Genomic DNA, 15,188 nt, shown 5'->3' with positions numbered 1-15,188 from the left:
TACTTCTCAACCGAAAAAGGTGATCAAGATGGGCAAGATTATCGGCATTGACCTGGGCACCACCAACTCATGCGTGGCCATCATTGAGGGCGGAAAGGCCCGCGTCCTGGAGAATTCCGAGGGCGATCGCACCACTCCCTCCATCGTGGCCTATACCAAGGATGGCGAGGTGTTGGTGGGCGCTGCGGCCAAGCGGCAGGCAGTGACCAACCCCAAAAATACATTCTATGCCGTCAAGCGACTGATCGGCAGAAAGTTCAAGGATGCAGAGGTGCAGAAGGACATCGGCTTGGTGTCCTACAGCATCGTCGAGCACGAGAACGGCGATGCCTGGGTTGCCACCTCCGAGGGCAAGAAGATGGCACCCCAAGAGGTGTCAGCCCGCGTGCTGGAGAAGATGAAGAAGACCGCCGAGGCCTTCTTGGGGGAGACCATCAACGAAGCCGTCATCACGGTGCCGGCCTATTTCAACGACAGCCAGCGTCAAGCCACCAAGGACGCGGGCAAGATCGCGGGGCTCGACGTCAAGCGCATTATCAATGAGCCTACCGCGGCCGCCTTGGCATATGGACTGGACAAGGAAGGCGGCGATAGGAAGATCGTGGTCTACGATTTGGGTGGCGGCACGTTTGACGTATCCATCATCGAGATCGCCAATGTCGATGGTGAAAAGCAGTTTGAAGTGCTGGCCACCAATGGCGATACGTTCTTGGGTGGTGAGGACTTCGACAAGCGCGTCATCGACTACCTGATCGATGAGTTTCAGAAGGATCAGGGCATCGATCTGCGTAAAGACCCCATGGCCCTCCAACGGCTCAAGGACGCCGGCGAGCGCGCCAAGATTGAGCTCTCTTCGGCCCAGCAGACTGAGGTCAATCTGCCGTATGTCACGGCTGACGCCTCAGGCCCTAAACATCTGAGCGTCAAGCTGACGCGAGCCAAGCTCGAGGCACTGGTGGAGGATCTGGTCAAGAAGACTATCGAACCGTGCCGCATCGCGCTCAAGGATGCCGGCATCAAGACCAGCGAGATCACCGAGGTGATCCTGGTGGGCGGTCAGACACGCATGCCCAAGGTGCAGCAGGCTGTGTCCGACTTCTTTGGCAAGCAGCCGCGCAAGGACGTCAACCCCGATGAGGCCGTGGCACTGGGTGCCGCAATCCAAGGCGGCGTGCTGGCCGGTGACGTCAAGGATGTGTTGTTGCTGGACGTGACGCCGCTGAGCCTGGGCATCGAGACCATGGGCGGTGTGATGACCAAGATCATCGAAAAGAACACCACAATCCCGGCCAAGGCGTCGCAGACGTTCAGCACCGCCGAAGACAACCAGCCGGCGGTGACGGTGCACGTGTTGCAAGGCGAGCGAGAGCAGGCGCAGTTCAACAAGTCTCTGGCCAAGTTCGACCTCACCGGCATCGAGCCCGCACCACGCGGTGCGCCCCAGATTGAAGTGTCCTTCAACATTGATGCCAACGGCATCCTGCATGTCTCGGCCAAGGACAACAAGACGGGCAAACAGCAGCAAGTGGAGATCAAGGCCGGCTCGGGCCTGTCAGAGGCCGAGATCAAGCGGATGGTGGAGGATGCGGAGAAGCACCGGGACGATGACAAGAAGTTCCAGGAACTGGTAGGGGTGCGCAATCAGGCCGATGCGTTGATCTATACCGTGCGCAACGCGGTCAACGAGCATGGAAGCAAGGTCGGTGGCGGCGTGATCGGCGAGGTAGAAGCGGCCCTGGCCGACCTCCAAACCGCCATGAAGGGGGATGATCAGGCCCAGATCCAGGCCAAGACGCAAGGCCTCGAGCGCATCGCGCAGCCATTGATGGAGGCGGCAAGCGGCGCACATACCCAAGAGGCTGGCGGCAGCGGCGAGGGCGCACACGATCCCAACGTAGTCGACGCCGAGTTTACCGAGGTCAAGGATGACAAGGAGTAGCCGCCCCACGTTGGGCACCGTCTGAGACCAACCCGTCCTACCTGGGAAACCACCGCCATGCCGCGAGCCTCAACCGCATTCCTCTTCGATCTCGATGGAACCCTGATCGATAGCGTCTATCAGCATGTGCTGGCATGGAAGGAGGCGCTGGATCGGGAGGGCGTTGATCTGCCGGTGTGGAAGATACATCGCAAGATCGGGATGAGCGGCGGCCTATTCACCAATATCCTGCTGCGCGAGACGGGCTTGGATATCACGCAGGAGCGTCTAGCCAGGCTTCGGCAGTATCACGCCGAAGCCTATGGGCGATTCTCCCGGGAGGGCTCAGTGCACCCTCTTCCCGGGGCGCGCGAGCTGCTGGACTTCCTCAGTGGCGCATCCATTCTGTGGGCGATCGCGACCAGTGGCCGCATGGAGACGGCGGGACCCAACATCGCGGCGTTGGGCGTGGACCCAGCTCAGGTGCCCGTCATCACCCGGGACCTCGTCCGGCATGCCAAACCAGATCCGGATCTCTTCATTGCCGCGGCGGAGCGGCTCGGGGTAGACATCACGCAGTGCCTGGTCATCGGCGACAGCATCTGGGACATGCTCGCGTCCCAACGGGCTAGATCGTTGGGCGTTGGCGTGCTCTCGGGTGGGTATGGGCAAGAAGAGCTCGAGCGTGCGGGTGCCTTTCGTGTTTACGAGGATCCGGCGGATCTGTTGCGGCACATCGATGAGGTTGCGGCGCGCAGCTAGCCTGTCTGCGATCCAGCCGCCACTGTCCAGAAGGAATGTTTGGCATGAATACAGAGAAAGTTCCGCCTGAGGACTCGGAAGCGCTGAGTGTCAGCTCACCTTCCCCTGGCGGTGTTCATTCATCGGAGGAGTTTGATGGCATTCCCGATGAGTTCGAAAAGCAGCCAGATTCTTACGTCAAACAAGTGCCAGATTCCAAGCACGATGCTCATCACTTCTCGCTATTGGCGCGCCTGTTTGGTATCAAATCGACGTGGGACCTGGCCTGGTTGAGTATTGCGATCGTGGCAATCATTATCGGTATCGTGCTTGCGCTGTCCGACTTGATTCCGGGGCAGGATCCAACTGCGCAGATGAACGCGCTCCTGCTCGGGTTACTCGCTGCCGGCTGGGCAACGTCCATGTGTTCTGAGATAAAAACACGCTGGTGGGGAACTGGATTTTCGGTGGCAGGAATTGCTATTTGGGCGATGGATGTCGTCTACGGTGCGGACGGAGACATTGGCGCGCTTTGGGACGTGTTCTGCAGGGGGGCAGGTTGCCGATGAGCCTTCGCATACTGGCAGCCATAGAGAACAAGCCATACATATCCGAGCAGCATCAACACGCCCCCACTGATGGCCGCCCGCTCTTTCCATGTAAGCGCTAACAGACTATTGGATTTCATGTTCTTCACCTTCGAATGGGGGTATACCCATAACGCAGGTGCTCGTTTTGTCAACTGCGTCTGCCGTCGATGATTGGGCGCGCCGATAGCGATCTCAATCTGGGCAAAACCTCGTTTGGTTGGCCAGTAAAGGTGAGTGATGATCAAGCTGTCGCATGCCCGAGCTAGCTTCTACCTCGCCGCCGTTGCTGGTCTTCTGGCATGGGTTTGGGCCCTTTACGCCGTGCCCTACCTGGCGTTGGTGGTGGGCGTGGATGTGTTCTTCATCGCCTATCTGGTGCGCACCCTCGCTGCGGTGCCTTCCTTTGATGCCCAACGGATGAGAGAAAATGCTGGGCACCGAGATGAGCCGTTATGGTTGGTCTTGATCATCACCCTGGCTGCGGCAGCGCTGGCCGTGATCCTGGTGATAACCGTGAGTGGACAGAAGGATCGCGATGCCATCGCCTTGGTGATGACGTTGGCGTCATTGCCGCTGGCATGGGCCACGATCCACGCGATGATGGCCTGGCACTACGCTCACATGTATTGGCGAAAAGCGGACAAGGAAGAGGCCGACAGCGCGGATGGCTACCACGGCGGCCTGATATTCCCCGGCGGAAAGCCTCCTGGCGCCAGGGATTTTCTCTACTTCTCATTCATCATTGGCGTCGCGGCGCAGACGGCGGATGTTTCCATTTCGTCTTCGCGCATCCGAGCGGTCAGTTTGCTGCATTCGTTGGTTACTTTTACATTCAATACGGTGCTCCTGGCAGCCGTCGTCAATGTCGTGGTTTCGCTGGCTTAGCTTGCAAAGTGTGTAGGAGGGACAAGGGAGTGACCAGGAAATTCAAAGTGGGTGATCATGTGTGCTGGAACTCAGAGGCGGGCAAGGTATCTGGCACGATCATTGCCGTGCATACCGAAGATTTCGTCTACAAGAACTACACGCACCACGCATCAAAGGACGATCCGCAATACGAGATCAAGAGCGACAAGACTGACCATATTGCCGCCCACAAAGGTGGCGCGCTTGAGTATGTATAGATCTTTCAGGGCGGTTCTAATCGTGCGTTAGGATGTGATCTGCTTTGTGTGTTTTGGTGAGGAGAAGAGCGATGACTGCCGTTTCTTATGAAAAGCTAACCCATGATATGCGTGCGAATGCACAGCAGTTGGTGAGTGGCATTGGCATCATCCCGCGGGCCGAAGATCGACCGTTGGAGTCGGATGATCTGATCTTCTACCTCACTGAGACCTCAATGCCCATGGCGGCGGCGATGCGCGAACATGGCTTGTTCATTGATTCTGGTGGCTTGAACTTTGATATCAGCCAGTTCAGTGTTATCCGTCGTCTTGCCAATAGTGTGATCGACGAATACAAGATCGGCGACCGCAATGGCATATGGAAGCAGCTGGATCTATCTACTGATGAGGATGTGGACTACAACGGTGGCTATGTGCTCACTGCGCTCGAAGCGCTGGAGTTGCTTTACGCTCCACCCGTCTAGCAAGAGATAACCTCTAGCGCTGGCGATTGCGGTGCAGGTGCGAAACATGGGGGTGAGCAGGGACATGCCAGCGCCACGGCTGGTCTACGGCATGCCGTATCCCTATTCGGGGTCCCACATCGGGCACCTCAGGTGGGGGCGTGCCGTCGGAGGCGATGCTGATTCCTCGATCATTGCGGACGATATCGGCGCCATCCAGATCGCCAGTGATGCCCATCGCCTGCGTCAATCGTCCTGGGCCAGAGCCGATCTCCGTCTCCTTGGCCGGGTAGTGGCGTGCTTGGCGCATCAGTTCGATGCCGGCGACAGGTTCGATGGCGCGCATTAACACGCCAACGCCCTGGCCAATCTCGCCACATACGGCGTTTGCACCCCAATGCATGCCGTAGTTCAAGTAGACATAGAGATGGCCACAAGGCCCGAACATCGTGGCATTGCGACGGGTTTGGCCACGGTAGCTATGAGCGGCGGGATCTTCCTGACCACAGTAAGCCTCCACTTCGACAATGCGACCCACGCGGCCATCGTCGCGCACCAGGAGCTTGTTCAGCAGCTCTGGCGCCACGATGCGTGGGTCGCGGTGGTAGAAGGCGCGGGGGAGGGCTGGAAAACTCACAAGCCCTGATTCTCTTCGGGGTAGATGACGCGCAAGTCGGATTCGATGACGGCGCCTGGCGTGAGTTGGGCCGGCTCGATGCGGTTCTCGCTCATGATGTGGAACACGGCCTCTCCGCGCGCAATGAGATGGTCGGCGACGATGCGGCGATGGCAGCGCCACCATACGGCTTCGGCGCACATCATCACGCAGCGCTGCTTGCGCCCTTGTCCAATCAAGTGCGTTATCCCGTCATTGAAGTGCGATGACAGCGCATAGTCGGCGTAGTTGTGGAAGCTACGGTTGATCCAGAAGCCGTTCACATCAGCGGGCACCTGCACGGTCTTCGCGCGTAGGCCGCCTAGCGCTGCGATATGTTCATACCCTATGCCAAGCGTTGCCAGCCAGTTCACAAGGCTGTCCTCGTTGAACTGAGGATTTGCTCTGGATCTAGGCATTTTTCGGATGTCCGCCACGTGGGTGACATCTGCTTGCTTTAGCAGTCCGGCGAAGGTGTCCAGGCTGCGGTCGGAATGACCGATAGTAAAGAAGGGAAGCTTCATTCAGAACAGGAGGGGCGCTAAAGGGGGGGTTAGAGGACCGGTGCCATCATGCCCACTGTGTTCTGAAGCAGGCGCGTATGGAGGGGCCATGCTTTCACAGTATCGAGAGATACTGCCGATGAGACGGAGAGATAGCCGAGCTGACGGTGCTTGATGGTCGCTGTGGTGGCTGCATCCATGATGAGAAGATTGTTCTCAAAGTTCAGCTGTAAGCTGCGCCGGTCCATGTTGGCGGAGCCCACAAGGGCGAATTCACCATCTGCGGTCAGCGACTTGGTATGCAGAAGCCCCAGCGGATACTCGTAGATGGTAACCCCGGACTGCAGTAGATCGCGATAGGTGCTTCGGCAGGCACAGGCGACCAGCCAGGAATTATTTCGTTTGGGGAACACGATCGTCGTCTTCACGCCACGTCGTGGCGCTGCGCATAGGGCCCGCAGAAGGGCCTCGTCCGGCACGAAGTAGGGCGTGGTAATCAGCAGCTCGCGCTGGGCAGCATAGAGGGCTCCCACGAAAGCGTCGGACATCGCGTTGCCCGGCGTGGAAGGCCCAGTGCCATACATCTGGGCGGCGACGCCGGGCTCGAAGGTGGCTGGCTCAGGCTGTGCCGCCGGCGGGGCTTCCAGCGGCTCGCCTGTCTCGGCGATCCAGGTGCTCAGAAAAAGCCATTGCGCTTGCCGCACCACCGGGCCTTGGCAGCGCAGGAAGATATCGACCCATGGCGCATAGTGGGCCAGCACCCTGAACTGGGGGTCGGCGCAGTTCTGGCTGCCGCAGTAGGCGATGGCGTTATCGATGACTGCGAGCTTGCGGTGGTTGCGCAGATCCAGCCGGCCTACAGCTAGGTGGCCAAGGCGGGGTATGTCATCCAGTGTGGCCAGCAGATGGACCCCCGCTTGGCGCAGCTGCTGCCAGCGGGGACCGTGGACAAAGGCGCGTGAGCCCAATGCATCGACCATCACCCGGCACGCAACCCCACGCTGGGCCGCCGCCGCTACCGCATCGGCCACCTGGCCGCCATGGGTATCATCCAGCCATATATAGAAGCTGATGTGCACATGATCGCGGGCTTGGGCGATATCGGCGACGAGCGTGGCGATGGCCGCCTCCGAATCGAGCATGGGCTGGGCCGGAGTCGCATCTGGATCGCCGAGCAACTCGATACGATTGCCGCCGACGGCGGGGAGTCCGTTAATGGCCGTGCAGAGCTGAGACAGTTCACCTGCGGATGGGACCAGAAGGGCCGCCGATCCTTCTGGTTTGGCCAGCGTGCGTTCGGCCTCATGCAGGCGACGCACTCGTGCGCGGCCGATACTCGTTTCGCCGAGGAAGAGGTAGCCGATCAGTCCCAGGGTGGGCACCGCCATGATGACCGCCACCCAGGCTGCCCGCGAAGCGGGTGTGCGCCCAGGGCGGGTGAGGGCCCGCGCGGCCACGAAAAGATGCAGGGCGAACAAGGCCAGGGAGAGCGCCATGCTCAGTGGATGGTGCGTCCAACTCAAAGCAAGTGACATCGGGCCCCCAAGCTTCTCGATGTTCCAGTGAGTCTAGGGGAGGTTTAGGGCCCCGTCACGCGATTAGTACCGATCTGGTCGCGAGCGCTGCTCGAGTGTGATCAGACGATTGGAACCTTGCGTCCTAGGTGGCGACACAGGATGCTTGACAGGCCCACCACCAGTTCTGCCTCACCAATGGACGGTTCCCCGCCACACATGCCGCCCGTTGTCGGATGCGAAGCTGTAGATCTTCGAGACTGCCTCCCTTGGCCGGAGAGGGAGAGGGGCGAATTGTCCTTTACTCACCTACTAGTACGTCCTTGAAGTACTTTCAGTTCTTTGGAGAGGAGCTTTAGGGCCGCGACATGATGATCATCGCGGTGCAGTTCGTGCCAACGCCTGTTCAAGGAAGGGAGCAGTCCGACTCTGTGGTATCCCCGCCACTTGCTGTGGGGAGCCGGTCGCCACGATCCCGGCGGTCGCATTGTGATCTCTGGCTCCCCTGAACAGGTAGCGCGAAAGCCGGGCAGAAGGCTATGAGCACGATGGTACGTTTCCATCGCTTTGGCGGCAATGATGTCCTGAAGATCGAAAAACTCGAAACTTCGCAGCCAGATGCGGGGCAAGTGCTGGTATCGGTGCACGCCGCGAGCATTAACCCGATCGACTTTAAGATCCGCTCAGGCCTGTATCCGGGCGTCAGGGACGACCGTCTTCCCTACACGCCTGGCCGAGATATTTCTGGGGTCGTCGCGGCCTGCGGCGCCCAGTCCACTCGCTTCAAGGTAGGCGACGAGGTATTCGGCATTGTCGATATTCACGGCGGTGGTTACTCTCAGCAAATCGCCGTAGAGCAACGCGCCCTTTCGGCGAAGCCCGCCGGGCTCGACCATGTTCACGCGGCCGCCATCCCGCTTGCAGGGCAGACTGCTTGGCAGGGCTTGTTCCGTTATGGCCGTCTTAAAGCAGGACAGTCGGTGCTGATCCAGGGGGGATCTGGCGGAGTAGGTCATTTCGCTATCCAGTTTGCGAAGGCGAGAGGTGCCCGCGTGCTGACGACGGTCTCGACCGCAAACGTCGAATTTGCGCGCGCACTAGGTGCCGATGTTGTGATCGACTACAGAAGCCAGCGCGTCCAGGACCAGGCTTCGAACCTGGACATGGTGCTTGACCTCATCGACGGCGAAACCCGCGAGCAATCGTGGGGTCTGCTTAAGAAAGGCGACGTTCTCGTTTCGACCCGAAGCGCACCGTCGCTGGAGATGGCGGAAAGATATGGCGTGCGCGCACTGCGGTTCACGGTCGAAGCGGACGGTGATGAGCTTGCCGATATCGCCGCCCTTGTTGCCTCTGGTAAAGTAAGACCACATGTTGAGCAGGTCTTTCCGCTTGTTTCGGCTGCCGACGCGCTGGCCTTAGTCGAACAGGGACACGCGCTCGGCAAGGTGATGCTAAAGGTTGTCTGACCACTGTTGGGAGACACCATGTCCAATGCACTTTCCCGTATGCCCGCCGAGATGACGGCGATCGAAATCAGCCATCCCGGCGGCCCCCAGGTGCTGATTCCCGTGCGGCGCCCCGTGCCGCGTCCCGACGCGGACGAGGTCTTGATTCGCGTCTCGGCTGCCGGCGTGAATGGAGCCGACGTGCTGCAACGTAAGGGCCAGTACCATCCCCCGTCGTGCGCCTCCGACATTCCCGGCCTTGAAGTCTCCGGCGAAGTCATCGAAGTGGGCGCCGCGGTGCACGTCTTCAAGCCTGGCGATCTCGTCTGCGCGCTGCTTACCGGTGGCGGCTATGCGGAATATGCGATCGCCAATGAGGCCGTCACAATGAGACTGCCAGCGGGTCTCAACTTGGTCGAAGCAGCGGCCATGCCGGAAACCTTTCTAACCGTATGGCTCAACCTAATGCAGCGTGGCAAGCTGCAGGCAGGCAACTCGGTACTGATCCACGGAGGAACCTCCGGCATCGGTACCACTGCGACGATGATTGCCAAAGCCATGGGCGCCTCCAACATCATGACTACCGTCTCTTCCGAAGCAAATCGGGACGCGAGCATGCGGCTCGGCGCGAATCACGCGATCAACTATCGAGAAGAGGATTTCGTCGCAAAAGTCGAGGAATTCATCGGTGGTATAGGCGCTGATTTGATTCTCGACATCATTGGCGGCGACTACGTTGCACGTAACTTCGCTGCTGCGGCGATGAACGGTCGCATCGTACAGATCAGCGCGCTCGAGGGCCCGGCCAAGGAGCTCAACCTGTGACCACTGATGGTCAAGCGCCTTACCCACATCGGCTCGACGCTGCGGTCGCGTCCCGATGCGGAGAAACCCGCGCTCATTGCCGAGCTCGAGCAACATGTGTGGCCATACATGAAAACGGGGCAGATCAAGCCACAGATCTACCGAACCTTTCCACTTGAGAACGCGCGTGAGGCCAACGAGTTGCTCGACTCGGGTCGGCATGTTGGCAAGATCGTACTGACTACCTCCGCTGCGAGCGTTGGTGGGGGGGATTAGGAAGATTTATCGGGGGTAGCGCGGAGCCGCAGCCGACCCAAAGCCGTCATTCGGGCAGGAGCATTTTGGGCGCTATGAGTGCCGATGATGGAGCGACTTGCTAGTGACTTGGCGCTTGTCCAAGCCCAGAGTAATGGTCAATTCTTCTGACAGGTCCATCCACGGGCGCATTCCCACCTACCATCTTTTGCTTGGTCAGTGCATCAACGAGGAGACGCCTGCCGGCGTCTCCTTCAAAACGTTCGATCATTCGCATACAGTTCCCCATCCTTAATTTCGTCATCTCGCGCTGCTGGCAGCGGAACAGAGGTTGAAACGAAGGCATCAGGCAGTTACAACCAGCCCCGCTTGAGCCCGGCCACTACTTTGCGATCTGGAGTGAAGATCGCACGCCGAGCTTCTCGATGGTCTTCTTGATCTGCGTAACAGCGGGCCCCAGAGCCGACGAAAGCGGTTGGTCCTCGGTGTTGTCATCGTATGAGATCGGCGTAATGCCCTTGAAGTCCGTGGGGATCTTGATGTCATTGCCCCGTGGAACCAAAAGCAGCGTCCGATGCCGACCAATGCTCGACATGAAGAAGCCTAGTTCGAAGATGACATTATCTCGGGGTGCGGCCTGCTGGCGATGTCGAGCCCTGACGATATCGTCTGCGCTCGCGATAGCGATGCAAAAGTCCGAGGAGCTTACCTGCTCCTCGAGCGCTTCGATCGGATAGGCGCCGACGGGAAATATTTCATCGTCGCTCCATCGAATAACGACGCAGTTTGCATACTGCAAAGCCAACTGGATTTCATCTGCAATCGTCAGTGCCTCGACAGAGCTGACGATGAAGACTCTAGGTCGCGCATTGGCTCTATTTACGTAGCGATTTCGCTGTTCAATGCGCCTGGCGAGATCGGATGCGATGAGTCGCCATGAAATAGGATGCTCGTCCAGCGCAGCGACGAACGAGGCTTCATCCACCTTGAGCGCTACGCAGGATTCCTCGGCACAGAGCGTGGCGGAACGAGAAATGGTAGGGTTGAGCGCCGACATCTCCCCCACCGTATCGCCCGCCTCGCGTGTGTGATGACGGACGCCATTTACAATGATTCGGAGCTTTCCGGTCAGGACAAAGTAGACGTCGCGATCGGTCTGACCTTGTTCGATAAGGTTCTTACCCGGCGGACACTCCACTAGCGTTCCGGCCTCAGCAATTTTGGACGCAAGCTCACGATTCCCCTGAATGATGCGCTGAGCCAGCAGCGCGTCAACCAGCGTGCCTGTCTTTTCAAACCGTTCCTTCATGACTGTGCTCTGCCGTTGGTTATGGATCTACTCTGAGGGTCGAGACGGGCGAGGACCATGGCAGTCGGCGACTGGCGCGCGGCCGTACTTCATTAAAGCCCTTATTATTGGTACTTCCATCACCTGCGAGCAAGGCGACTGGGGAAGGAAGCCTATCTGGGCGAAATTCTGTCGCCGACAAGTCGAGGCCACGAAAGAGCCGCCTACGCGCGATCAGGAGCACCGCGAACGGCGTGTTAACCGCTGGGTCCATGACGATCTCCTGCATAGACAGTACGTCCTTTACGCTCGGGACTGCGGCGACGTTTGGGTGTGAGTGCCATTCACCAAGATAGTTGAATCTCGCGTAGTCATGGTCCGTTCGATGGAAGAAGTCCGCCAGAAAGGCCTGATGCTCCGCCGGGTCACGTTCGAAAAAGACACTGGAGCCACCGCTGTGCTGCACAGAAAGGCCAGCAATCAGAAATTCGTCTCCACCCAAGCGTTCTGCAACAAGCACACCGCCAATTTCTCGTCCACGGGCCGTCTTCAGCTCCCGCTCTAGCTTCTCTATGACAAAAGCAGGAATACGGATCCTCATGTGAACTCGGTGGGCCCGGCCAGGACCCGCTGCAAGAAGGAAATCTCCTCGCCAAGTTCCTTCTCGGTCAGCACAGTCTCAGCGACGGCTGGAGGTGGCTCGGGCAAAGCGATGGGATGGGTCTCAAAGGGCTGGGCGAACAGGGCGCAGGGCGATAGGCCCATGACGTAGATCGACCACGGGAAATATGATGGATCTCTCCCCAAAAGCGCATCGATGGCCATGCGCGCCGTATTGGCTGCAATCGTCGTCACGTCGGCGTCGTCCGCCACCATGGGCGCCTCATCGCCTGTTTCATAGTTTTCGACCTGAAGTTCCGAGGCGACGCCTCTGTCCGCAAACCAATTCTCAATCGCACGACGCATCAGGGGCATCGGAGGCTCAATGCCCGGGCGATGCCGTGCGACTAGACCGCCCACGCCCCCCCCAAAAACCTCTGCCCATACTAACGGGATATTGGTGGCCTGAGTGAACCCTGAAAGGATGTTGCCCGCAGCTGGATTCGCCGTCGCGTCCATGATGAGATCGCACTCTGCCAGTCGCGACAGAATGGTCTCGGAGGAACGGCTGGACTCCTGGCCCGCCAATTGTTGGGTGCGCACACGCACTTCGGCGCCGGGCCGTACGCGGCGAATGCGATTGGCAAGAGCCATTACTTTGTGTTGGCCGACCTCACGCCAGTCCAGATCGTGGCGCACCAGGTTATCTGCGCCAAGGATGTCGTCATCCACGAGATCGAACTTCTTGACGCCGGCGCGAGCAAGCATGGTCGCAATCTTGCTGCCCATCGAGCCGCATCCAAGAACGGCGACGCGCTTGTCCGCCAGAAGGCGATGCTCGTCGCTAAGGCGCGCCGCAACGGGCGCAGCGCGTATGACGGAGACCGGGGCGGCATGGTCGTCGAACGCGTGATACGCATGAATGGCGTCGTCCTTCAGGACAATCAGAAGCTGGTCGGCCGCCTGCCATCCCAGGGGCTCGGAACCCGCAGTAAAATCGGCGTAAGAGGCTGTGGATGGAAGGGATTCATGAGCCATCAGACGCCTCACATAAACACGCGCTTTCCATGTTTCAGATCCCAGCATCGACGGCACATCGGGATCCATCCAGGGGTCTTCGCCAGGAAGACCGAGTCCGGTAATGAAGCGAACTACGTTGTCCTCAGTCAGATAGAGGACTGACGAGCCTCGAACACCCGCGCCAGGAAGCAACTGACTCAGGCGTTCCTCAAGGGCACGCGTAAGCGGAAGGCGACTGAATGCGGCGCGAAGGCGCTGGCCTTCCGTGGTCCGATGTGCTGACGCTACGCGCGCATGCTCGTTCGGAGCGGGGTTCTCGCCCTGCAGCAGGCGATAGGCGCTCTCCACCATCTGCCACCCCATGAGCTCCGGTGACCAGTTGTCGGGGCGATACTCCAGGCACAGATCGCCGCCATCCCCGAATTGATGGATCGACCACCGCCCTTGTCCGTCACGCGGCCGTATTGAGGGAGGGGAGTGGGGGAAGGTTTCTGGAAACCGAAGAACGGCCTGATAGACCTGGTGTCCAATGTCTATGTCGCAGTCCACCACCATGCATCCCGCATCAAATCGACAGGGACCCAGGTTCAGCCAATCGGTCCGGTTGGCCAATTCGACCAGCGCTTCACGCTCACGACGGAAGCGCGCCTGATCAGCCAGAAACCAGAGACTAAGCGAAGCCATTGGGTTTGGCCGGTCCGCTCGGCGAATTACGGAAGGCATACGGATCGGCTGCAGACGTCGCCGGCTGCAGCAGAGCGCCGGCAGCCGCGGCTGCCTTGGCCACACGCGCGGTCTTGTCATCCTTCGCGGCCAGTTCGTCGACCGCCGTCGCGTAGTCAAGGCCTTTGCGTTTGCGCGTCGATCCGAAGATCGTCCGCACCGCTTTCGAGCCCTTGTCGTGGGCGACCTGGCCAATCGCAGTCTCAGCGCCGCTGCAGCGACCTTGCTCCGCTTCGGCGACCAGCGTGCCGCGGCTGACCGAGCAGCGAATGAGATCCCCCTTCATGCCCAGACGGGTTGCGGTCATCGGGCCATATTCGAAGCCCACCTGCAGGCCGAGGCTCGAGGCATCCGTGCCCACTTCATTCAACTTGGCCAGCGCCAAGTCGAAACTGCTGCGCATGCCGCCTGCGCACAGGACCATCGTGCTGATCGTGCGCTCGACGTCGGTTGTCTGTGCCGTGCCTTCGACCAAGAGACCGTGAATGCAGTCGCCAATGAAGCGGACTTTGCGACCCTTGAAGTCCTCGTGCAGCACGGCATCCAACTCGCTACGGAGAACGCGCAGCGCACGGACGACGTGCTTGGCTTTCTCGTCATCGGCGATGTTGGTACCTACGTACTTGGTGAATCCATCGATGTCGCCATAGACGGTAGCGGCGTCCTGTCGGCGGGAGTTCTTGACCGAGAGCGTTTCCAGGTCAAGATCGGCAAACGGGGGGGTGTGTCCACTGAACTCGAACTTGCCAATCGGATTGGCATCAAGGTCGGCCTTCCAGTCCTTGACCACACCGTCGACGGTGCTTGAGAGCTGGGCGATCGCTTGGCTGTTGGCGATCTCCTCAGTCGTGAGGGCCGTTGCGTCCTCATTGGCGTCGGCAGCCAAGCCGATGGCATTGCGCGCCTTGTTGGTCAAATAGATGCCCGTGGCCGACCCACCACCTGAACGCTTTGCCGCGTGATTGGCGGGCTCACCCAGGAACAAGGGCTCACGGTGGCCGCGGCGCCCGTTGTTGACGGCAAGCGCCTGGCCCGTGTCGATACCGACGCGTACCGCTGCCGCAGGATGGTCGGCATCCTCGCCGGTCTTGGCGAGCACGTCGATCATCAACTGGCCGATGGCGATGGCGCGATGGATGCGTTTGGCCTCGTCGTCGTAGGGCTTCGTCACGACTGAGTGCAGGCGCTGGTTGTGGAAGTCGATCAGCAGAGCCTCCTCGTTGTTGAGGATGCGCTCGACCGCACGATAGTGGAGATTCAAAAAGCGCAGGACGCGGCGATGGCAGGTTTCGCCTTCCACCTGCGTGACGTGCAGCATGTCCTTCAAATTGAGGATGTCCGCATACAGGTGTACGCCGTCGACCCGGTAGGCCACATTCTTGGCCAGGCGGTGTAAGTCGGTGTCGCGCACATAATTCTTGATCTGGAAGTCCTTCAACGCGACTTCGTCGATCTTTTGTTGAATGCGCTTGGCGGCGCGATCCTTGTTCCACGTCCGGGTACTCATGGCCGCACCTCCGACGTGGCCAAATGGTGGGCTTGCAGTGATTCCGGACCGACGT

General features: G+C 59.6%; 14 protein-coding genes and 1 pseudogene. 8 read left to right on the top strand and 7 right to left on the bottom strand.

Annotation, left to right across the window (positions count from 1 at the left end):
• The first annotated feature begins 28 nt into the window (after positions 1 to 28).
• The 6 genes from dnaK to OC534_RS03880 all read left to right on the top strand — a co-directional run bounded on the left by dnaK (position 29) and on the right by OC534_RS03880 (position 4,837).
• On the top strand, positions 29 to 1,939 hold the full coding sequence (dnaK, locus tag OC534_RS03905) for a molecular chaperone DnaK (protein WP_062171279.1): 1,911 nt from the start codon (positions 29 to 31) through the stop codon (positions 1,937 to 1,939).
• 57 nt (positions 1,940 to 1,996) lie between these two features.
• A complete protein-coding gene (locus OC534_RS03900; protein WP_262071394.1) occupies positions 1,997 to 2,680 on the top strand; it encodes an HAD family hydrolase in 684 nt (227 codons plus the stop codon).
• Positions 2,681 to 2,724: 44 nt separating this feature from the next.
• Positions 2,725 to 3,228, top strand: a complete 504-nt coding sequence (locus tag OC534_RS03895) for a hypothetical protein (protein ID WP_235645431.1) — start codon at positions 2,725 to 2,727, stop codon at positions 3,226 to 3,228.
• A 258-nt stretch (positions 3,229 to 3,486) separates the two neighbouring features.
• Positions 3,487 to 4,134 (top strand): DUF1345 domain-containing protein, encoded by a 648-nt coding sequence (locus OC534_RS03890; RefSeq protein WP_235645430.1) that lies wholly within the window; start codon positions 3,487 to 3,489, stop codon positions 4,132 to 4,134.
• A gap of 29 nt (positions 4,135 to 4,163) precedes the next feature.
• Positions 4,164 to 4,373, top strand: a complete 210-nt coding sequence (locus OC534_RS03885; protein ID WP_062165813.1) for a DUF2945 domain-containing protein — start codon at positions 4,164 to 4,166, stop codon at positions 4,371 to 4,373.
• Positions 4,374 to 4,444: 71 nt separating this feature from the next.
• On the top strand, positions 4,445 to 4,837 hold the full coding sequence (locus tag OC534_RS03880) for a hypothetical protein (protein WP_136004710.1): 393 nt from the start codon (positions 4,445 to 4,447) through the stop codon (positions 4,835 to 4,837).
• Positions 4,838 to 4,850: 13 nt separating this feature from the next.
• Here the strand turns inward: OC534_RS03880 and OC534_RS03875 are convergent, their stop codons facing one another.
• Genes OC534_RS03875 through cls form a run of 3 tightly spaced genes read right to left on the bottom strand, consistent with a single transcriptional unit; the run spans position 4,851 to position 7,470 of the window.
• A complete protein-coding gene (locus OC534_RS03875) occupies positions 4,851 to 5,453 on the bottom strand; it encodes a DNA-3-methyladenine glycosylase (RefSeq protein ID WP_082746429.1) in 603 nt (200 codons plus the stop codon).
• Entirely contained in the window at positions 5,450 to 5,995 is a 546-nt protein-coding gene (locus OC534_RS03870) for a DUF488 domain-containing protein (protein ID WP_235645429.1), read from the bottom strand. The genes OC534_RS03875 and OC534_RS03870 overlap by 4 nt, the downstream gene beginning before the upstream one ends.
• Before the next feature lie 29 nt (positions 5,996 to 6,024).
• Entirely contained in the window at positions 6,025 to 7,470 is a 1,446-nt protein-coding gene (cls, locus tag OC534_RS03865) for a cardiolipin synthase (protein WP_235645428.1), read from the bottom strand.
• A gap of 557 nt (positions 7,471 to 8,027) precedes the next feature.
• Between cls and OC534_RS03860 the strand changes: the two genes are divergently transcribed.
• Positions 8,028 to 8,957, top strand: coding sequence for an NADP-dependent oxidoreductase (locus OC534_RS03860; protein WP_235645427.1), 930 nt, complete (start codon positions 8,028 to 8,030; stop codon positions 8,955 to 8,957).
• Between the two features lie 18 nt (positions 8,958 to 8,975).
• Positions 8,976 to 10,016: pseudogene (locus tag OC534_RS03855) on the top strand (NAD(P)H-quinone oxidoreductase).
• A gap of 361 nt (positions 10,017 to 10,377) precedes the next feature.
• Here OC534_RS03855 and OC534_RS03850 read toward each other — a convergent pair.
• The 4 genes from OC534_RS03850 to OC534_RS03835 are packed head-to-tail and all read right to left on the bottom strand — an operon-like array spanning position 10,378 to position 15,133.
• The gene (locus OC534_RS03850; RefSeq protein ID WP_235645426.1) at positions 10,378 to 11,304 is read right to left on the bottom strand and encodes a TIR domain-containing protein; all 927 of its coding nucleotides are present in this window, start codon (positions 11,302 to 11,304) and stop codon (positions 10,378 to 10,380) included.
• Positions 11,305 to 11,323: 19 nt separating this feature from the next.
• Positions 11,324 to 11,884 (bottom strand): Mov34/MPN/PAD-1 family protein, encoded by a 561-nt coding sequence (locus OC534_RS03845; RefSeq protein ID WP_235645425.1) that lies wholly within the window; start codon positions 11,882 to 11,884, stop codon positions 11,324 to 11,326.
• Positions 11,881 to 13,587 carry a ThiF family adenylyltransferase gene (locus OC534_RS03840; protein ID WP_185741878.1) on the bottom strand — a complete coding sequence of 569 codons (1,707 nt, stop codon included), beginning with the start codon at positions 13,585 to 13,587 and terminating at the stop codon, positions 11,881 to 11,883. The genes OC534_RS03845 and OC534_RS03840 overlap by 4 nt, the downstream gene beginning before the upstream one ends.
• Entirely contained in the window at positions 13,574 to 15,133 is a 1,560-nt protein-coding gene (locus OC534_RS03835) for an adenylate/guanylate cyclase domain-containing protein (protein WP_235645424.1), read from the bottom strand. Before OC534_RS03835 ends, OC534_RS03840 begins: the two co-directional genes overlap by 14 nt.
• Between the last annotated feature and the right edge of the window lie 55 nt (positions 15,134 to 15,188).

Source organism: Stenotrophomonas sp. Marseille-Q5258 (assembly GCF_946900935.1).
Lineage (GTDB): Bacteria > Pseudomonadota > Gammaproteobacteria > Xanthomonadales > Xanthomonadaceae > Stenotrophomonas > Stenotrophomonas nematodicola.
The sequence above is the reverse complement of the archived record's forward strand: the minus strand, read 5'-3'. Positions and strand labels throughout refer to the sequence as shown.